The organism is Mucilaginibacter sp. P2_A5 (assembly GCF_056404995.1).
On sequence record NZ_JBFUCY010000028.1, the window covers coordinates 57,470 to 71,578 of the forward strand.

At 42.7% G+C, this 14,109-nt stretch carries 18 protein-coding genes; 9 read left to right on the forward strand and 9 right to left on the reverse strand.

The genetic code is table 11. The features are described 5' to 3' along the window. Positions 1 to 146: 146 nt before the first annotated feature. The 5 genes from AC1DXF_RS22075 to AC1DXF_RS22095 form a co-directional block, all read right to left on the reverse strand. A complete protein-coding gene (locus AC1DXF_RS22075) occupies positions 147 to 473 on the reverse strand; it encodes a hypothetical protein (RefSeq protein ID WP_477450870.1) in 327 nt (108 codons plus the stop codon). After that, positions 470 to 1,066 (reverse strand): hypothetical protein, encoded by a 597-nt coding sequence (locus AC1DXF_RS22080; RefSeq protein WP_477450871.1) that lies wholly within the window; start codon positions 1,064 to 1,066, stop codon positions 470 to 472. Before AC1DXF_RS22080 ends, AC1DXF_RS22075 begins: the two co-directional genes overlap by 4 nt. 59 nt (positions 1,067 to 1,125) lie before the next feature. Continuing rightward, entirely contained in the window at positions 1,126 to 1,695 is a 570-nt protein-coding gene (locus AC1DXF_RS22085; protein WP_477450872.1) for a MarC family protein, read from the reverse strand. A 12-nt stretch (positions 1,696 to 1,707) separates the two neighbouring features. Further along, positions 1,708 to 2,868, reverse strand: coding sequence for an MFS transporter (locus tag AC1DXF_RS22090; protein WP_477450873.1), 1,161 nt, complete (start codon positions 2,866 to 2,868; stop codon positions 1,708 to 1,710). 93 nt (positions 2,869 to 2,961) lie between these two features. Next, positions 2,962 to 4,518 (reverse strand): amino acid permease, encoded by a 1,557-nt coding sequence (locus AC1DXF_RS22095; RefSeq protein ID WP_477450874.1) that lies wholly within the window; start codon positions 4,516 to 4,518, stop codon positions 2,962 to 2,964. Positions 4,519 to 4,836: 318 nt separating this feature from the next. Between AC1DXF_RS22095 and AC1DXF_RS22100 the strand changes: the two genes are divergently transcribed. From AC1DXF_RS22100 to AC1DXF_RS22110, 3 genes are all read left to right on the forward strand, one after another. Next, on the forward strand, positions 4,837 to 5,445 hold the full coding sequence (locus AC1DXF_RS22100) for a PAS domain S-box protein (RefSeq protein ID WP_477450875.1): 609 nt from the start codon (positions 4,837 to 4,839) through the stop codon (positions 5,443 to 5,445). Between the two features lie 265 nt (positions 5,446 to 5,710). Beyond that, entirely contained in the window at positions 5,711 to 5,911 is a 201-nt protein-coding gene (locus AC1DXF_RS22105; RefSeq protein ID WP_477450876.1) for a hypothetical protein, read from the forward strand. Beyond that, a complete protein-coding gene (locus tag AC1DXF_RS22110; protein ID WP_477450877.1) occupies positions 5,911 to 6,171 on the forward strand; it encodes a type II toxin-antitoxin system RelE family toxin in 261 nt (86 codons plus the stop codon). The genes AC1DXF_RS22105 and AC1DXF_RS22110 overlap by 1 nt, the downstream gene beginning before the upstream one ends. A gap of 46 nt (positions 6,172 to 6,217) precedes the next feature. On the opposite strand, the gene AC1DXF_RS22115 is transcribed toward AC1DXF_RS22110, so the two are convergent. From AC1DXF_RS22115 to AC1DXF_RS22125, 3 genes are read right to left on the reverse strand one after another with little or no spacing between them, the layout of a single operon-like run. Next, positions 6,218 to 6,586 carry a hypothetical protein gene (locus AC1DXF_RS22115; protein WP_477450878.1) on the reverse strand — a complete coding sequence of 123 codons (369 nt, stop codon included), beginning with the start codon at positions 6,584 to 6,586 and terminating at the stop codon, positions 6,218 to 6,220. Between the two features lie 13 nt (positions 6,587 to 6,599). Next, a complete protein-coding gene (locus AC1DXF_RS22120; protein ID WP_477450879.1) occupies positions 6,600 to 6,905 on the reverse strand; it encodes a hypothetical protein in 306 nt (101 codons plus the stop codon). A 1-nt stretch (position 6,906) separates the two neighbouring features. Continuing rightward, the gene (locus AC1DXF_RS22125; protein WP_477450880.1) at positions 6,907 to 7,230 is read right to left on the reverse strand and encodes a hypothetical protein; all 324 of its coding nucleotides are present in this window, start codon (positions 7,228 to 7,230) and stop codon (positions 6,907 to 6,909) included. 246 nt (positions 7,231 to 7,476) lie between these two features. Here AC1DXF_RS22125 and AC1DXF_RS22130 point away from each other — a divergent pair, with 246 nt between their 5' ends. Continuing rightward, a complete protein-coding gene (locus tag AC1DXF_RS22130) occupies positions 7,477 to 8,346 on the forward strand; it encodes a hypothetical protein (RefSeq protein WP_477450881.1) in 870 nt (289 codons plus the stop codon). Between the two features lie 2 nt (positions 8,347 to 8,348). Further along, a complete protein-coding gene (locus tag AC1DXF_RS22135) occupies positions 8,349 to 8,870 on the forward strand; it encodes an endonuclease V (protein WP_477450882.1) in 522 nt (173 codons plus the stop codon). 236 nt (positions 8,871 to 9,106) lie between these two features. Here the strand turns inward: AC1DXF_RS22135 and AC1DXF_RS22140 are convergent, their stop codons facing one another. Continuing rightward, complete coding sequence (locus AC1DXF_RS22140; protein WP_477450883.1) at positions 9,107 to 10,009, reverse strand: N-acetylmuramoyl-L-alanine amidase; 903 nt, start codon at positions 10,007 to 10,009, stop codon at positions 9,107 to 9,109. 376 nt (positions 10,010 to 10,385) lie between these two features. Here AC1DXF_RS22140 and pxpB point away from each other — a divergent pair, with 376 nt between their 5' ends. Genes pxpB through AC1DXF_RS22160 form a run of 4 tightly spaced genes read left to right on the forward strand, consistent with a single transcriptional unit; the run spans position 10,386 to position 14,070 of the window. Continuing rightward, on the forward strand, positions 10,386 to 11,102 hold the full coding sequence (pxpB, locus tag AC1DXF_RS22145; RefSeq protein ID WP_477450884.1) for a 5-oxoprolinase subunit PxpB: 717 nt from the start codon (positions 10,386 to 10,388) through the stop codon (positions 11,100 to 11,102). Position 11,103: 1 nt separating this feature from the next. After that, positions 11,104 to 12,117, forward strand: a complete 1,014-nt coding sequence (locus tag AC1DXF_RS22150; RefSeq protein WP_477450885.1) for a 5-oxoprolinase subunit C family protein — start codon at positions 11,104 to 11,106, stop codon at positions 12,115 to 12,117. A 9-nt stretch (positions 12,118 to 12,126) separates the two neighbouring features. Next, positions 12,127 to 12,888: a 5-oxoprolinase subunit PxpA gene (gene pxpA / locus AC1DXF_RS22155; protein WP_477450886.1), complete on the forward strand. Its 762-nt coding sequence runs from the start codon at positions 12,127 to 12,129 to the stop codon at positions 12,886 to 12,888. Beyond that, the gene (locus AC1DXF_RS22160; protein ID WP_477450887.1) at positions 12,889 to 14,070 is read left to right on the forward strand and encodes an NRAMP family divalent metal transporter; all 1,182 of its coding nucleotides are present in this window, start codon (positions 12,889 to 12,891) and stop codon (positions 14,068 to 14,070) included. The last annotated feature ends 39 nt before the right edge of the window (positions 14,071 to 14,109 follow it).

The following is a 14,109-nucleotide window of genomic DNA, read 5'->3' on the forward strand; positions in this document are numbered from 1 at the left end:
AACCTGGTGGCATTCCAACTGTCGCGAGGTTAAAACTCGTGACAAAAGCTGGTTTCAGCTTTTAGCTGAACTGCGTAAGCTATAAGCTTACCCCGGTTTACCCGCGAGTTACGCTTCGCTAACCTCGCGGGAGTTGAGAAATTTGGCTATTTGGATTTAAATAAAAAAGCAGCGGCAATACCAGTACCTATCAACCCAATGGGTAAATAAATCTGCCCTGGTATCAAAATGGCAGATATAATAGCAAGCAAAATTCCAATTCCTATTTTTATTAAGGCAATGTTAAAAAAGGGCTTGTTCTCTTTAGTTACTTCGACTATTTGTTGTACTGTCAGATTTTTGATTACCTGTTTAATCATTTCCTCAGGTATGCCCTCTTTATCCATCCGCGCACGAATTACTTCATAGTCATAGCCCTGGTTAATGAGTCTTGATGCTAATAGATAGGCTTTCTTTTTTAATTCCTCGCTCATGGTAAACTTTCAATATGATTTTTGATGTGTTTTAGGGCTGTCGCTTTTCTTTTTACTTCTTCTTCAAAATCATCAACTATTTGAATATCACTAATTAACCACATAAAATTCTCCTCGCCCAGGTAGCCGGTTAAAGCAATACTAACGGCATTTTGTTGAATTTCACGGTTGCCATCAAGTTCGGTTATCTTAATGTCGATAGCAAAGGTTCCATCGTCAAAGTGATACAAAATATATTGCCAGGCGCTGGTATCAATTGTTATATTCATACCTCGTTCGTTTCTCATTTGCCAAATCCCATTCCATTCCTTAGGTGGTTTTGAGGGCAGAAAATGCCACCCCTTGCAAGCCGGGGCCAAAGCAATTGCTTGTTGGGTGAAAGTCAGCATGTCGATATCTAAATTGGGAGACAGCGCAAAAAATTGAGAGTTATTTTCCCATGGGCCAATCTCCCAGCTAACAGCACCAAGACGGTTCACCCGATCGTCCAACTGGTAAATAAGCGTTTGATTATTGTCATGATCTAAAAGGTCATCGGATATGGTTTTAAACCAATCCCAGAATTTGTTGATTTTGTTAGCATCAAATGTCATTTATGAGTAATGTAAAGTTTAAGCAAATCAAAAAACTCCCCCTTCAGGGGGCTGGGGGGCTAAAGATGCGTGTTCGCCCTAAACAACTTGATAGCTATCGCCAGCAAAATTATCCCGAACGATTTACGCAATATACTCAACCCAACCGGGCCCAAAAGCTTCTCTATCCACTTTACATTTTTAAGCACCAGGTAAACTACAATGGTGTTTAGTACAATGCCTACAATAATGTTTTGGGTTTGATACTGAGATTTTAAAGATAATAACGTAGTCATTGTTCCTGCGCCGGCTATCAGCGGGAAGGCTATAGGCACTATGGATGCGGAAAGGGGCACCTCTTCCTTAAAAAAGTCGACGCCTAATACCATTTCCATGGCGATGATAAAAATCACGAGAGAGCCTGCTATCGCGAAGGAGGAAATATCCAACCCGATAATGGCCAGTAGCTCATCACCTACAAACAAAAAAACAACCATTAAAACCAGCACGGCGATGCTTGCTTTTTCCGATTCGATGTGGCCTACGCGCTGGCGTACCTGGATAATTACCGGTATGGCGCCCAGGATATCGATAATGGCAAACAGGATCATGGTAACGGATAATATCTCTCTGAAAACTAATGGGTGCATGGCTTTAGGAATTTATGCTTTTGACTTTAACCGGAAACTGAGCAAAAATGCGAATAAAATATAGCAAGATGATAAAAAGAAAATACTATGTACCGATATTAATGCAGCGAAACCGGCGGTAACCGGCCCTAATGTTTGCCCTATGGAGGCATAAGATTGGTTAATGCCCAGGATTTTTCCCTGTTCGTTATGGTTTATATGATCGGCAATAATAGCGTTGATCATGGGGTTGCGTAACCCGTTAAACAGGCCATAGGCGCATATCCCGATAACAAACGTAAGGAACTCATTAGTAAGGCCGGTGATAAACATGGCCGCCATACATAACATGGTTGACAGCACCAGGATTGCGGATTTTGACGGGATCAATTTGGTGAGCAGTGGCACCGATAGTTGCATCACTATCCCGCTGATGCCAAAGCCCGCGTATAAAATACCTATCTGGGTGGGGGTTATCTTCAATACATCAACACTAAAGGTTTGAAAACCAATAATCATAGTGAACTGTGCCATGGTAAGCATAAAGCCCGTGAATACGGCTGTGCCGATAACAGGCCGCTTAAGGGTGGTAATTAATGCCGAAAGTTTAAAATTGGCTCTAATAGTTTTGTTTTGTGTTTCGGCAGGATTGGTTTCCTTCAGGAATAAAATAGTGCAAAGGGTACCTACAAACGCGATGCCCGCCGCAAAAAAGAAAGGTACCTGCGGCCCGAATTTATTGAGCAAGCCGCCTATTGCAGGCCCTATCACAAAACCAAAACCAAATGCCGAGCCAATGATGCCAAACTTTTTCGCCCTGTTTTTGGGTGTGGCCGTATCAGATACCATGGCCTGCGCTACTGATACGTTGCCGCCGGTTAACCCATCCAGGATGCGGGCCGAAAATAGCATGAAAATGTTGCCAGCCCAGGCAAACAGCAGAAAGGACAGGCAGGTGCCGGCCAGGCTGATGATTAGCAAAGGCTTGCGCCCATATTTATCAGACAAGGAACCTAAAACAGGCGTAGCAAAAAACTGAGCTACCGAAAACGAAGCCGTGAGTATGCCCAGCGTTTGGCCCGTAACTCCGTATTGCTTGCCGTAGGAATATAACACCGGCACAATAATGCCAAAGCCAAGCGAGTTGATAACGCAAACTAAAACCAATACCCAAAGGTTTTTATCCTTATCCATAATTGGCTATACCTTTAAGTATAAAAAGATAAGGTAACAAAAAAGGTTCTGACATTGCAGAACCTTTTTTGTTTGTATTGATATTGTTATCAGTTACTCAATAAATTTAGGATTGATAGGATCAACGGCGGCCTCAACTTTGCCATGCCTTACATGCGAACGTTTGATGCTGTAGCCAAAATACACAACAAAGCCTATCAGCAACCAAACAATAAGCCTTGCCCAGTTTTCCCAGCCTTCGCTGGCTATCATACACAAGCAAATGATTGCGCCCAGCGGACAAACCACCATATACCATGGCGTTTTAAACGGACGAACGATAGTTGGATCGGTCCTTCTTAAAATGAATATGCCCAAACATACCAGCACAAACGCAAACAAGGTACCAATGCTCACCATATCACCAACATATTTATCCGGAATAAAACCGGCAAACAACGACACGAAAATGAAGAACAACCATTGCGATTTGTAAGGGGTACGGTATTTTGGGTGTAGTTTTGAAAATACTTTAGGGATTAAACCATCGGTACTCATGGTATAAAATACGCGGGTTTGGCCCATCAGCATCACCAGGATAACCGAAGAAAAACCAGCCAGGATAGATACGGTAACAAATGATGCTAACCATCCATAGCCAGGCATAGCGGTTTTAATAGCGTAGCTCACAGATGCTTCTTTACCCTGGATCAGGAAGTCTTTATAAGATACCAGCCCGGTTAATACGTGCGAGAATAGGATATAAAGCGCTGTACAGATAACCAATGATATCAGGATACCTTTTGGCATATCGCGCTGCGGGTTTTTAGCTTCCTGCGCGGCGGTTGATACGGCATCAAAACCAATAAAAGCAAAAAATACCACACTTGCCCCGCGCAACACGCCAAGCCAGCCATGGTTAAAAGTATCGGCGTAATTAACTACACCAGCACTAACTTTTACAGTACCGGCATCAGCCGGTATAGTATAAGGCGTATGGAAGGCGGGATTAATAAAATGCCAGCCCAGGCCAATAATCATTAATACAATAGCTACTTTAACTACAACGATGATGTTATTTACCATTGCCGATTCGGCTGTACCACGAATTAATAACAGGGTAAGCAGGAAAAGGATGAGGATGGCAGGCAAATTTACAATACCTCTTGTGCCCAACTCGCTAACGTACATGCCGGCGGTGGTATTTGAGGTTTCCATAAACGAATGGGACCACGCGTAGGGAATATGTACATTAAAAAATGTGTGCAAAAACTCGTTAAAATACTGCGACCAGCCTATTGAAACCGTAGCCGCGCCCAAAGCGTATTCAAGCACCAAATCCCAGCCGATGATCCAGGCGATGAATTCGCCCATGGTAGCGTAAGAGTAAGTGTAAGCTGATCCTGCAATAGGGATCATACTGGCAAATTCTGCGTAGCATAAACCGGCCAATGCGCAACCCGCTGCCGCTATCAGAAATGAAATGGTAACAGCCGGACCGGCATGTTCGCCTGCTGCCGCTGCCGTTCGTACAAAGATACCGGCACCTATAATTGCGCCAATACCCAGTGCTATAAGCGATCCAACGCCTAAAGTTCTTTTAAGCGTTTTCTCCGTTTCTGCCGAAGCAGCCATCAATTGCGCAATAGGTTTTTTAATAAATAACTTCATGTTTAATTAGTAAGATCAGTCGTAAAAAAATTAAAAATTCACATTTCCCCAAACGTACTTAAATTTATTGAAAAGATAAAGAGCAGAATGTAACAATGGATGCGAATTAATAACCCAAATTATAGTTTGAAAATGAAGCGCTTACCTGTGAATGGTAAATCGTATGCCGGCACGTATTTAACAATAACAATACATCAAAATGGTAAAATGCTGATAACTATGGCTGATATTACGAACAAGGGCAAATGCATTCCCATATTTATTCCTGAATAGCCTATTATTTTAAGCTAAGCCACGTTAATTGTTATACATTGCCCTATGTTGCATTTTAGGGAAACAATTAAGCTTTTAGAAAGCTCTTCGTATTATTATGCCATTGCCATTGGTATGGATAATAAGTACACTTATGTTAGCCCTAACTACGACAAAAACTTTGGCCGCTTAGAAGATTCATTATTAGGAAAGCTTTTTCATGTAACCCTGCACCCAGATGATATTAACATTTGCCGCGAAGTTGGCGGGAGATGTTTTGAAAACCCGGAATTATTGTTGCCTGCTACACTACGCAAGCACGATGGTAAAGGAGGTTATGTTTTTACACAATGGGAGTTTAAAGCGTTATTTGATAATAATAACAACCCCGAAGGGATATTTTGTATTGGATATAATATAACAGAATTTGTTGACACCCGTACTGAATTAGGATTTGCCAAAACGGAAATTGAAAATAAAACCGATCAGTTGTACCAGATAGGGTTCCTGCAATCGCACGTTGTGCGGAAGCCGCTGGCCAATTTAATAGGTTTGGTAAATATGCTTATGACTATGACCGCCGACGAGGGTATTCAAGAGATAAACGCTATGCTTTTAAAGAGTGCCAATGAGTTGGATGCCGCAATAAAAAACATAGTTGATAAAACCTCTTAAATTTTCTCATTCAAAGCTATGCAACTTTTTTAGCGCCTTTAAGCTGTAAATTTTGGTTGCTGTTGTTTGCATGGTATCTACCTAATAAGACTGAAAACTCAAACCTTACTTAAGGTTCCCCCGGAGTTAATGGAGCGTGTTGCAGCATTGGGGCTAAGGATGGGTTTGGCTGAAGGCTGCCCTTTTGCATAACAGGTTTCAGTAAATTATTTGACGCGGCAATATTTATTGTTAAATTTACTTAATAAAAACAACAATAAAAGCTATGCTTACTTTAGTAAAACCCCAATATATTACCAATGAAGATGGTGAGAAAGTTTCGGTAATTATACCCCTAAGTGAGTACGAACGCATTGTGCAGGAACTTGAAGATATTGAAGACGTGCAGCTATTTGATGAAGCCAAAAAGAGCAGCGAGCCCCCGATGTCATTTGATGAGTATGTAAAACAGCGCCGGGCAAAGTAATGGCTGCTTACCAGATTTCCATTTCAAAACCAGCGCAAAAACAACTCGATAAATTACAGGATAGTACTGCTGATCGTATAATTGATGCAATATATCATCTGGCAGATGAACCACGCCCAATCGGTTGTAAGAAGCTAAAAGGCAGGGACGGTTATAGAATAAGAGTTGGCGATTACCGCATAATTTATGAGGTTTTCGACCATGTCCTGGTTATCGAAGTAGTTTCGTTGGGCCACAGAAAAGATATCTACAAGTCTTGATTAGGTTTCCTGCTTAAATTAGGGCCTTGTAGCCGGCGAGACACATCTATTCAAAATTATACATCTTTTTAAGCCCTTTTAGACTATAAACTTTTGTACTGATAACCTTCATCGTATCTGCCTGCATTACATTATTATCAAAAATGTATTTTTTTTCTTCCGACAATACGGTATCCCCTTTAACCTTACAATCAATATAGCCCGTCTGATCGTCGTAAGTGCCTAATTCCAGGCTGAAGTTTGCCGAATCGGTAAGGTAGGCGGTAGTGGACGTTTCAAACAAACCGGTGCGATAAATCTGGATGTACAGGTTACTGTCTTTAGCAATGGTGTATTTGAGCCTGTTTGGGCTTTTGCCGTTTTTGCAGGCGGTGAGGGCTAACAACACCAGGAAAAGTCTAAATGGCCTTTTCATCCTCAATAATTAGTCAGGCCAATAACGGCTCAATTGTTTGCACCATATTGTTATTGGTAATTTCTATGCCATCGTATAATTCTATGATTTTAAAATCATGCATCGTTAAGTATCGGACTAATAAATTCAGTTCGTCCAGCACTAATTTCTTATCCGAAAATCCGCGATGAACATTAATTGCCAGTGCATCATCGTCAAAACCTAATTCACCCGGAATAGGGAAAAATTCAATAATGCCAAGACCCATGCCGATGACATCTTTTGCTATTTTGCCCCAATCGGTCTTTTTGCTTTTAGCTAATATATTTATTATGGCCATATTAAATTAAAAAATCGATTGATACCTGGTTGTTTATATTGACATTATCCAACAATCGTAACAATTCGCTTTCAAAGGTTTGGGTTTTGGTAACAGTAATACCCTGGCCTCTGAAATCAAATGACAATAAAATATTAACCTTTGTGGGCGAATTTAATGAACACCATACAGTACGCCCCACAACGTATTGAATCATATGCTGAACTTTGGCCGGTGTAGTGACATCAAGGTTAAAAACCATAACAACTTTATTCTGGTCTTTTTTATAGCCTTCAACGGTAACAGGGGGCCAATCAAATTGATATGCCAATATGTTATCTGTCATTTTTTTAAGTTTAGCTAAGATAAATTTTTCCAAAGAAACTCTGGGCGCAAAAAAGCATTCTGTTAATTCTTTCCCGATGCCTGTGTCCTCACAGGCATCTTCCCGACAATTGGATTGCAGGGTTCAATCGATAATATTCGGAATAGCGGTCTGTGAGGACACGGAAAGCGGATATTTACGTATTTTTACAGGTGATGCTAACTTAAGTGTTAAATAAATTCCATCAATTAAATAGGTTAACACCTCATGAGCGAACCGATTATCTTTAACGAGACCGATTTTGAAGAGAATCTTTATGATTTTTTTACCTATATGAAATATAAAGGTGAACTTTTCACCGGGACAGTTATTATCGAAAATGATAAGTTGGATAATGTAGGTGAGACTAAGGAGATTGTAGAATTTAAAAACGGAAATGTACATGGCCGTTACCTGGAATATAATAAAAATGGTCAACTCTTCTACGACGGTTTTTATCAAGATGGCAAATGTTTATCTGAAAAGTACTGGGACTCTGATGGGCAGATTTCAAGAGATTGGGATTATGCTGTATCCGGGAAAGATTGGTATCCTGATGGTCAGCTTAAAGAACATTGGGATGGTAAAGACTCTTTCCTTTGGGATAAAGATGGCTTATTAGCCAGGAAAAACAATGAATGGTTTTATAAAAATGGGCAGCAGATGCATGAGCGTTTGGCGGATAATACAGAGCTGTTTTTTTCGCCAACAGGTGAGTTAGCCCTCAAACGGGAACAACTTAAACAACCAGAGTTTAATCCTGAATTTAACGTTACTTATCATGATCGGTTTTATTATTATGATAGTGTTTTTAGTCAATTTTATGAAGCGCTTTTTACTGATTTTTACCCGGACTTTTCTCATAATGAGTATTATAAGCCTGGTAGAATTCTTTTATTTTTTGGCTGGGTTGCTGCCGTTTATAGCGAGGATAGTATAAGGGGAAACTATTTTATTGATCGTTTGATGGAACATCCAACAAAGGAAACGAGCGCGCGCGCACATTATCTTAAGCGTCTTGCCTTAAAAAAGGAAAGCGGAAGTACAGAAATAACATACTGGCTTGAAAAGAGTCCCTGCAAAATTATAATAAAGTAATTTTGATATTAGCTTTTGATACCTACTATTACGAAAATAAGGCAAAAACCGTTTGCCTTAAGTTTGACGATTGGACGGCGGTTAGTCCTTTAGAAATATATTCAGAAGTACTTGAAGGTATAGAAGAGTATGTTCCCGGCGAATTTTTTAGACGTGAATTGCCTTGTATATTGAGTTTACTTGGTAAAATTGACCTAACGCGTATTGAAGCTATAGTTATCGACGGTTATGTTTATGTAGATGACGAAATGAAGCCTGGTTTAGGTTGGCACTTGTACAGCGCGTTACATCAAAAGGTTCCGGTAATTGGTGTTGCAAAATCCAATTTTAAGACCTTAAATAAATTAAAGACGGCATTGATAAGAGGAAATAGCATTAACCCGTTGTTTATCACTTCTGTTGGGGTAGATGGCGCCACAGCAATTGAAAAAATAAGTTCAATGGCAGGCACATACCGAATCCCCACATTACTCAAGGCATTAGATACATTAACTAAAACGCGGCAGGGTTTTTGGCCTGGATAACATCAGCCTCAGGCCGGTACGTTTTTTTATAAAAAAATTCTGTTAATTCTTAAATCCTGCTAATCCTGATTCAGACAAAGTGTTAGGGATAGTAGCGGATACCGGCCAACGTGGTTAAGGCCTGTGCAGTATGAGCGGATAGCCCGGCCGCAGGCAACACCCAAATTGAGTGCAAAAAATTAAAACAACAGGCAACTCATTTAAAGCCAGGTTTTTGACTTTCAAGGATTAAATACTTACTGACCAGCCTTTAAAGATAACAACGAACTAAATATCCACCCGATGGTTTTAATGCTTCTTGATTTGCCATCCACCTTTTGTAGTACCTCGGCCTGGCTGTTTACCAGGTATACTTTACTCCATTGTCCGTTTGTTTCTATCAAGCCCACCTCATAACCTTTTGTTAATTTTTTAAGGACAGGGGCATTGGTAGAAAATGAGTTTCTAAAATTAGTGCCATCGGTATTTACCACATAAATTCTGCCGGTGTTGTTTGACTGGCCGTATACATTTGTTTTAAACGTATCCCAGGGGAATGCTGGTCCGGGATCTGGCTTGCGCGCCGGGGAAATATCGTCATGGCCAACCGCTGTTATCAAATGATAGGTATCAAATAATACTTTACAAAGCTTGTATAGCGCCTGCAACTGGGCATCCGGAAAAATGCGCCAGTAATGGTTGCTTTTGCCCGTCCAAAACTTATGCTTATGATCAATTTTCATAAACTTATCGCCGTCGGTTGCGGGGTAAATTTTTACGCCGTCGTCTGTTACGCGTTTAAAAGTATTATCTGCCAGCTTTTCGGCAAAGCCAGGGTTTACAATTTCGATGCCGATGGCATGATAGTTAAAACTATCTACCCCATCCCAGGTGCTGGTACCCGCGTGATTTGCCCTGTGGTTAAAAGGGACCAGCTGCGTAATTGTGCCATCGATGTTCAATACAATATGTGCCGCAATCCTGTCGGGGTTCGAGTGGGTATCCATAAACCAGTTTATTGCCGACTGAGCGGTATCGGTGGCGGTATAATGAATTACCAGGTAATCGGGATCAATAGGGTCCCGGGCATTTCCTGATTTAGAAATTTTTATTTTTTCATCAGCAGAGTCGGCTTCTAACCAGTGATTTGTAATTTTCATATAGATGCAGGTAAGGTTTTACAATTGGTGGTGTATGGTTCAATAAAGGTAAACAGAATTAATAAAAGAAGGTAATTTCAAATCGCTTTTTAGATCTTTTTTATAATCGAGTATTAAGTCAACAGTACTAAGTCGTAAGTCTAAAGTTTTTTCTCTTTTGACTTAGAACTTAAGATTTCGGGCTAAAGAATATCCGTTAATTTACCAGGCACTTATTCGCCATATTTATAAAATAATTTTGCCCCGCTTATTATTAAACAAACTGATACTATTACGGGCATAAAATTTATGGAATCGCAGCGTATCATTGCAACTGTAACCTGTATTACCGAGATTTATCAAATAAAATTCAGTTGTTTTACAGCTAAACATAGCGATGCCCAACAGAGCGTTCAAAATTTATTATTTAAGCGAAACAGCGGTTACCGTTGAGTTTGGGCAACAAATTGCCGAAAACTTACTAAACGCGGTCAATAGCTTAAACCTGTTGCTTCATCAGCGGCCATTTCCGGGTTTTAATACAACGGTGCCGGCCTATTCCACTTTGACTGTTTTTTATGATCCCCTTGTTGTGAGCAAATCTGATTTACCGGGCTCAGGCTGCTTGGCCAAAGTATCGGGCTACCTGGGTGATTTAAATCTTCAAATGAAAACGACTAATTCGGTTAAAGGGGACACAGTTACCATCCCGGTATGTTATGGCGGCACTTTTGGTCCCGATTTAGCCGAGGTTGCCGATTTACACCAGATCAGCATAGCCGAGGTAATTAAGTTGCACAGTGCGGCCACTTATAAAGTTTACATGATAGGCTTTGTTCCCGGTTTTGCCTATTTAGGCGGGATGGATGAACGATTGGCAACGCCACGTAAAGCAACGCCACGAAAGTTGGTACCGGCCGGGGCTGTGGGCATGGCCGGGCAGCAAACAGGCGTATACCCATTGGATACACCAGGCGGCTGGCAAATCATTGGGCAAACACCCTTGAAAATGTTCGACCGTGACCGTGTGCAGCCATCGTTACTAAAGGCCGGTGATATGGTTGTTTTTAAAGCTATTGATATACAGGAGTTTAATAAATTATTAGCCGGGTAATATGCAAATCAAAATATTAAAACCCGGCTTAATGAGCACCATACAGGATTTGGGGCGTTACCAATATCTTTCGCAGGCGGTGCCGGTGTCGGGAGCTATGGATACATTATCGGCGCGCATAGCCAATAAAGCTGTGGGCAACCAGGACAATGCCGCCGTAATTGAATTTACTTATGCTGATGCGGAATTTGTTGCCGAAACCGACCTGCTGATTGCCTATGTTGGAGAGGGGGCTATATTTCAATTGGGCCAACAAATATTACCACCGGAGCGGCCTCTTTTTATCCCATCGGGGGTAAGCATAAAATTAATAAATAACCCATCGGGGAGCCGCACCTACCTGGCCATTGCCGGGGGCTGGGATGTGCCCGAAATTTTGGGAAGCAAAAGCACCTGCCTGGTCGCCGGGTTTGGCGGATTGGAAGGGCGGGCGTTAAAACGAGGAGATGTGCTTAAAAATGAGCAAAAATTAACGGGTAATGCGCAAATAATAGTAGAAAATTTCAAAGAAATACAAAAAAGTGTAAAAAAAAACCAGGTTTTTTACCTTCCATGGAGCATTCCCCGGCAAGCGCATTTACCGGCCGATGCTAAAACAATAAGGGTGGTGCCGGGGAACGAATTTGGCTGGTTTAATGGCCGCAGCATCGCCAATTTTTTGTCGGCACCTTACGTCATCGGCCGGCAAAGTAACCGGATGGGCTACCATTTAGAGGGCGCGGTGATGGAGCGTTTGAAACACCAGGAATTGTTAAGTACAGCCGTAACGCCCGGCACCATACAGGTTACCGGTAACGGCAGCATGGTGCTTTTAATGGCCGATTGCCAGACTACCGGAGGATATCCGCGAATAGCCCAGGTGGCCACGGTGGATATGCCTTTATGTGCCCAGCTTAAACCCGGCGACGCCATTTATTTTAAAGATATCACCCGGCGTGAAGCAGAAATGCTGTATATTGAACGTGAACAACAATTGCACCAGCTAACCATTGCTGTGCAAAACAAATTTTTATAAAATACTACCATGCAAAGCATTGACCTGAACTGCGATATGGGCGAAGCATTTGGCAACTACCCCATGCCCAACGACGAAACCCTGATGGACTACATTACATCGGCCAACATAGCCTGCGGCTTTCACGCGGGCGACCCGGAGGTAATGCAGCATACCGTGGGCATGGCGGTAAAGAAGGGCGTGGCCATTGGCGCGCACCCCGGCTTACCCGATTTGCAGGGTTTTGGCCGGCGCGAAATGAAGATCTCGGCAAATGAGGCCTACCAGATGACCTTGTACCAGGTAGGTGCCTTATCTGGCTTTGTGAAAGCAGCCTACGGGAAACTTCACCATGTAAAGGCACATGGGGCATTGTATAATATGGCCGCTAAAGATGTTAGCCTGGCCAAAGCCATTGCCGAAGCCGTGCACGATTTTGATCCCTCATTGATATTGTACGGGCTGGCCAACAGCGAAATGATTACCTGGGCCAAAAAACTGGGCCTGGCTACTGCATCCGAAGTATTTGCCGACCGTACTTACCAGGACGACGGTTCGCTTACCCCGCGTACCCAGAGCAACGCGCTGATTACCGACGAACAGCAATCTATTAGCCAGGTGCTGATGATGGTAAAACAACAGCAAGTGATATCGGCCAATAATAAAACCATCAGCCTTAAAGCCGAAACGCTATGCCTTCACGGCGATGGCGCGCATGCCGTTGAATTTGCCAAAAAGATAAACGAGAAACTGAAAGCCGAAGGCATAAGTATTAAAGCCCCGGCGCGTTAAATGAAAAAACAGCGCAACTGGAGTGTTTTAATGGGTGCTGCCTTCCTGATGGCATCGTCGGCTATTGGGCCGGGATTTTTGACGCAAACGGCTGTATTTACCGCGCAGCTGGGCGCCAGCTTCGGTTTTGTGATATTGCTTTCGGTGGTGCTGGATGCTATTGCCCAGCTAAACATCTGGCGCATTATTACTGTGGCCGGTAAACCTGCGCAGGATATTGCCAACCAGCTTTTGCCCGGCCTGGGTTACTTTATTTCGTTGCTGGTGTTTTTGGGTGGTATGGCGTTCAATATAGGCAATATTGCCGGGGCCGGGTTGGGTCTCAATGTGCTGTTTGGTGTAAGCGTAGGGCAGGGGGCCATCATGAGTGCCATCGTAGCTATCGGCATATTTATTTATAAAGAATCGGGCAAGGCTATGGATTTGTTTGCCAAATGCATGGGTTGCCTCAAAATAGCGCTGGCTTTATACGTGGCTTACATTAGTAACCCTCCGCTGGCCGAAGCGGCCATCCGGGCGGTAAACCCGACGCAGTTTAGCTTTACCGCGGTACTGACTATTGTTGGCGGCACAGTGGGGGGCTATATTACTTTTGCCGGGGCACACCGCTTATTGGATGCAAAGATCACCGGTCAGCAGAATTTGCCAGTGGTTAACCGGGGGGCTTTAAGCGCTATTGGGCTGGCATCACTTATGCGCTTGTTGTTATTTATAGCGGCTTTAGGTGTTATAACCGCGGGCGGCAAGCTCGATCCGGCTAATCCGGCGGCCTCGATATTTCAACTGGCTGCGGGGCAGGTGGGTTATAAACTTTTCGGGGTTATCATCTGGGCGGCCGGGATATCTTCGGTAGTGGGCTCGGCGTATACTTCGGTTTCGTTTATCAGGAGTTTTAGTCTGCTGATATTGAAATGGAACCGCGAGATTATTATCTGTTTCATCATGATATCCTGCTGTATTTTTTTGGCGATAGGCAAACCGGTGAAAATACTGTTGGTAGTAGGGGCCATCAACGGTTTTATATTGCCCATTGCCCTGGGCGTTATGCTGGTTGCGGCCTACCGGTCAAAAATCATTGCAACATATAAACAACCTTTATGGCTTACCATTTTAGGGGTGCTGGTAGTTGGCACCATGACCTGGATGAGCATTGGGGCGATAGGGCAGATGGTGGGGTGGTGAGTGAGTGAGTGAGTGAGTGAGTCAGTTGTGAGTTGTGAG

Coding starts and splice junctions, on each gene's coding strand:
- AC1DXF_RS22075 (WP_477450870.1), bottom strand. CDS start 473: ATGAGCGAGGAATTAAAAAAGAAAGCCTATCTATTAGCATCAAGACTC.
- AC1DXF_RS22080 (WP_477450871.1), bottom strand. CDS start 1,066: ATGACATTTGATGCTAACAAAATCAACAAATTCTGGGATTGGTTTAAA.
- AC1DXF_RS22085 (WP_477450872.1), bottom strand. CDS start 1,695: ATGCACCCATTAGTTTTCAGAGAGATATTATCCGTTACCATGATCCTG.
- AC1DXF_RS22090 (WP_477450873.1), bottom strand. CDS start 2,868: ATGGATAAGGATAAAAACCTTTGGGTATTGGTTTTAGTTTGCGTTATC.
- AC1DXF_RS22095 (WP_477450874.1), bottom strand. CDS start 4,518: ATGAAGTTATTTATTAAAAAACCTATTGCGCAATTGATGGCTGCTTCG.
- AC1DXF_RS22100 (WP_477450875.1), top strand. CDS start 4,837: ATGTTGCATTTTAGGGAAACAATTAAGCTTTTAGAAAGCTCTTCGTAT.
- AC1DXF_RS22105 (WP_477450876.1), top strand. CDS start 5,711: ATGCTTACTTTAGTAAAACCCCAATATATTACCAATGAAGATGGTGAG.
- AC1DXF_RS22110 (WP_477450877.1), top strand. CDS start 5,911: ATGGCTGCTTACCAGATTTCCATTTCAAAACCAGCGCAAAAACAACTC.
- AC1DXF_RS22115 (WP_477450878.1), bottom strand. CDS start 6,586: ATGAAAAGGCCATTTAGACTTTTCCTGGTGTTGTTAGCCCTCACCGCC.
- AC1DXF_RS22120 (WP_477450879.1), bottom strand. CDS start 6,905: ATGGCCATAATAAATATATTAGCTAAAAGCAAAAAGACCGATTGGGGC.
- AC1DXF_RS22125 (WP_477450880.1), bottom strand. CDS start 7,230: ATGACAGATAACATATTGGCATATCAATTTGATTGGCCCCCTGTTACC.
- AC1DXF_RS22130 (WP_477450881.1), top strand. CDS start 7,477: ATGAGCGAACCGATTATCTTTAACGAGACCGATTTTGAAGAGAATCTT.
- AC1DXF_RS22140 (WP_477450883.1), bottom strand. CDS start 10,009: ATGAAAATTACAAATCACTGGTTAGAAGCCGACTCTGCTGATGAAAAA.
- pxpB (WP_477450884.1), top strand. CDS start 10,386: ATGCCCAACAGAGCGTTCAAAATTTATTATTTAAGCGAAACAGCGGTT.
- AC1DXF_RS22150 (WP_477450885.1), top strand. CDS start 11,104: ATGCAAATCAAAATATTAAAACCCGGCTTAATGAGCACCATACAGGAT.
- pxpA (WP_477450886.1), top strand. CDS start 12,127: ATGCAAAGCATTGACCTGAACTGCGATATGGGCGAAGCATTTGGCAAC.
- AC1DXF_RS22160 (WP_477450887.1), top strand. CDS start 12,889: ATGAAAAAACAGCGCAACTGGAGTGTTTTAATGGGTGCTGCCTTCCTG.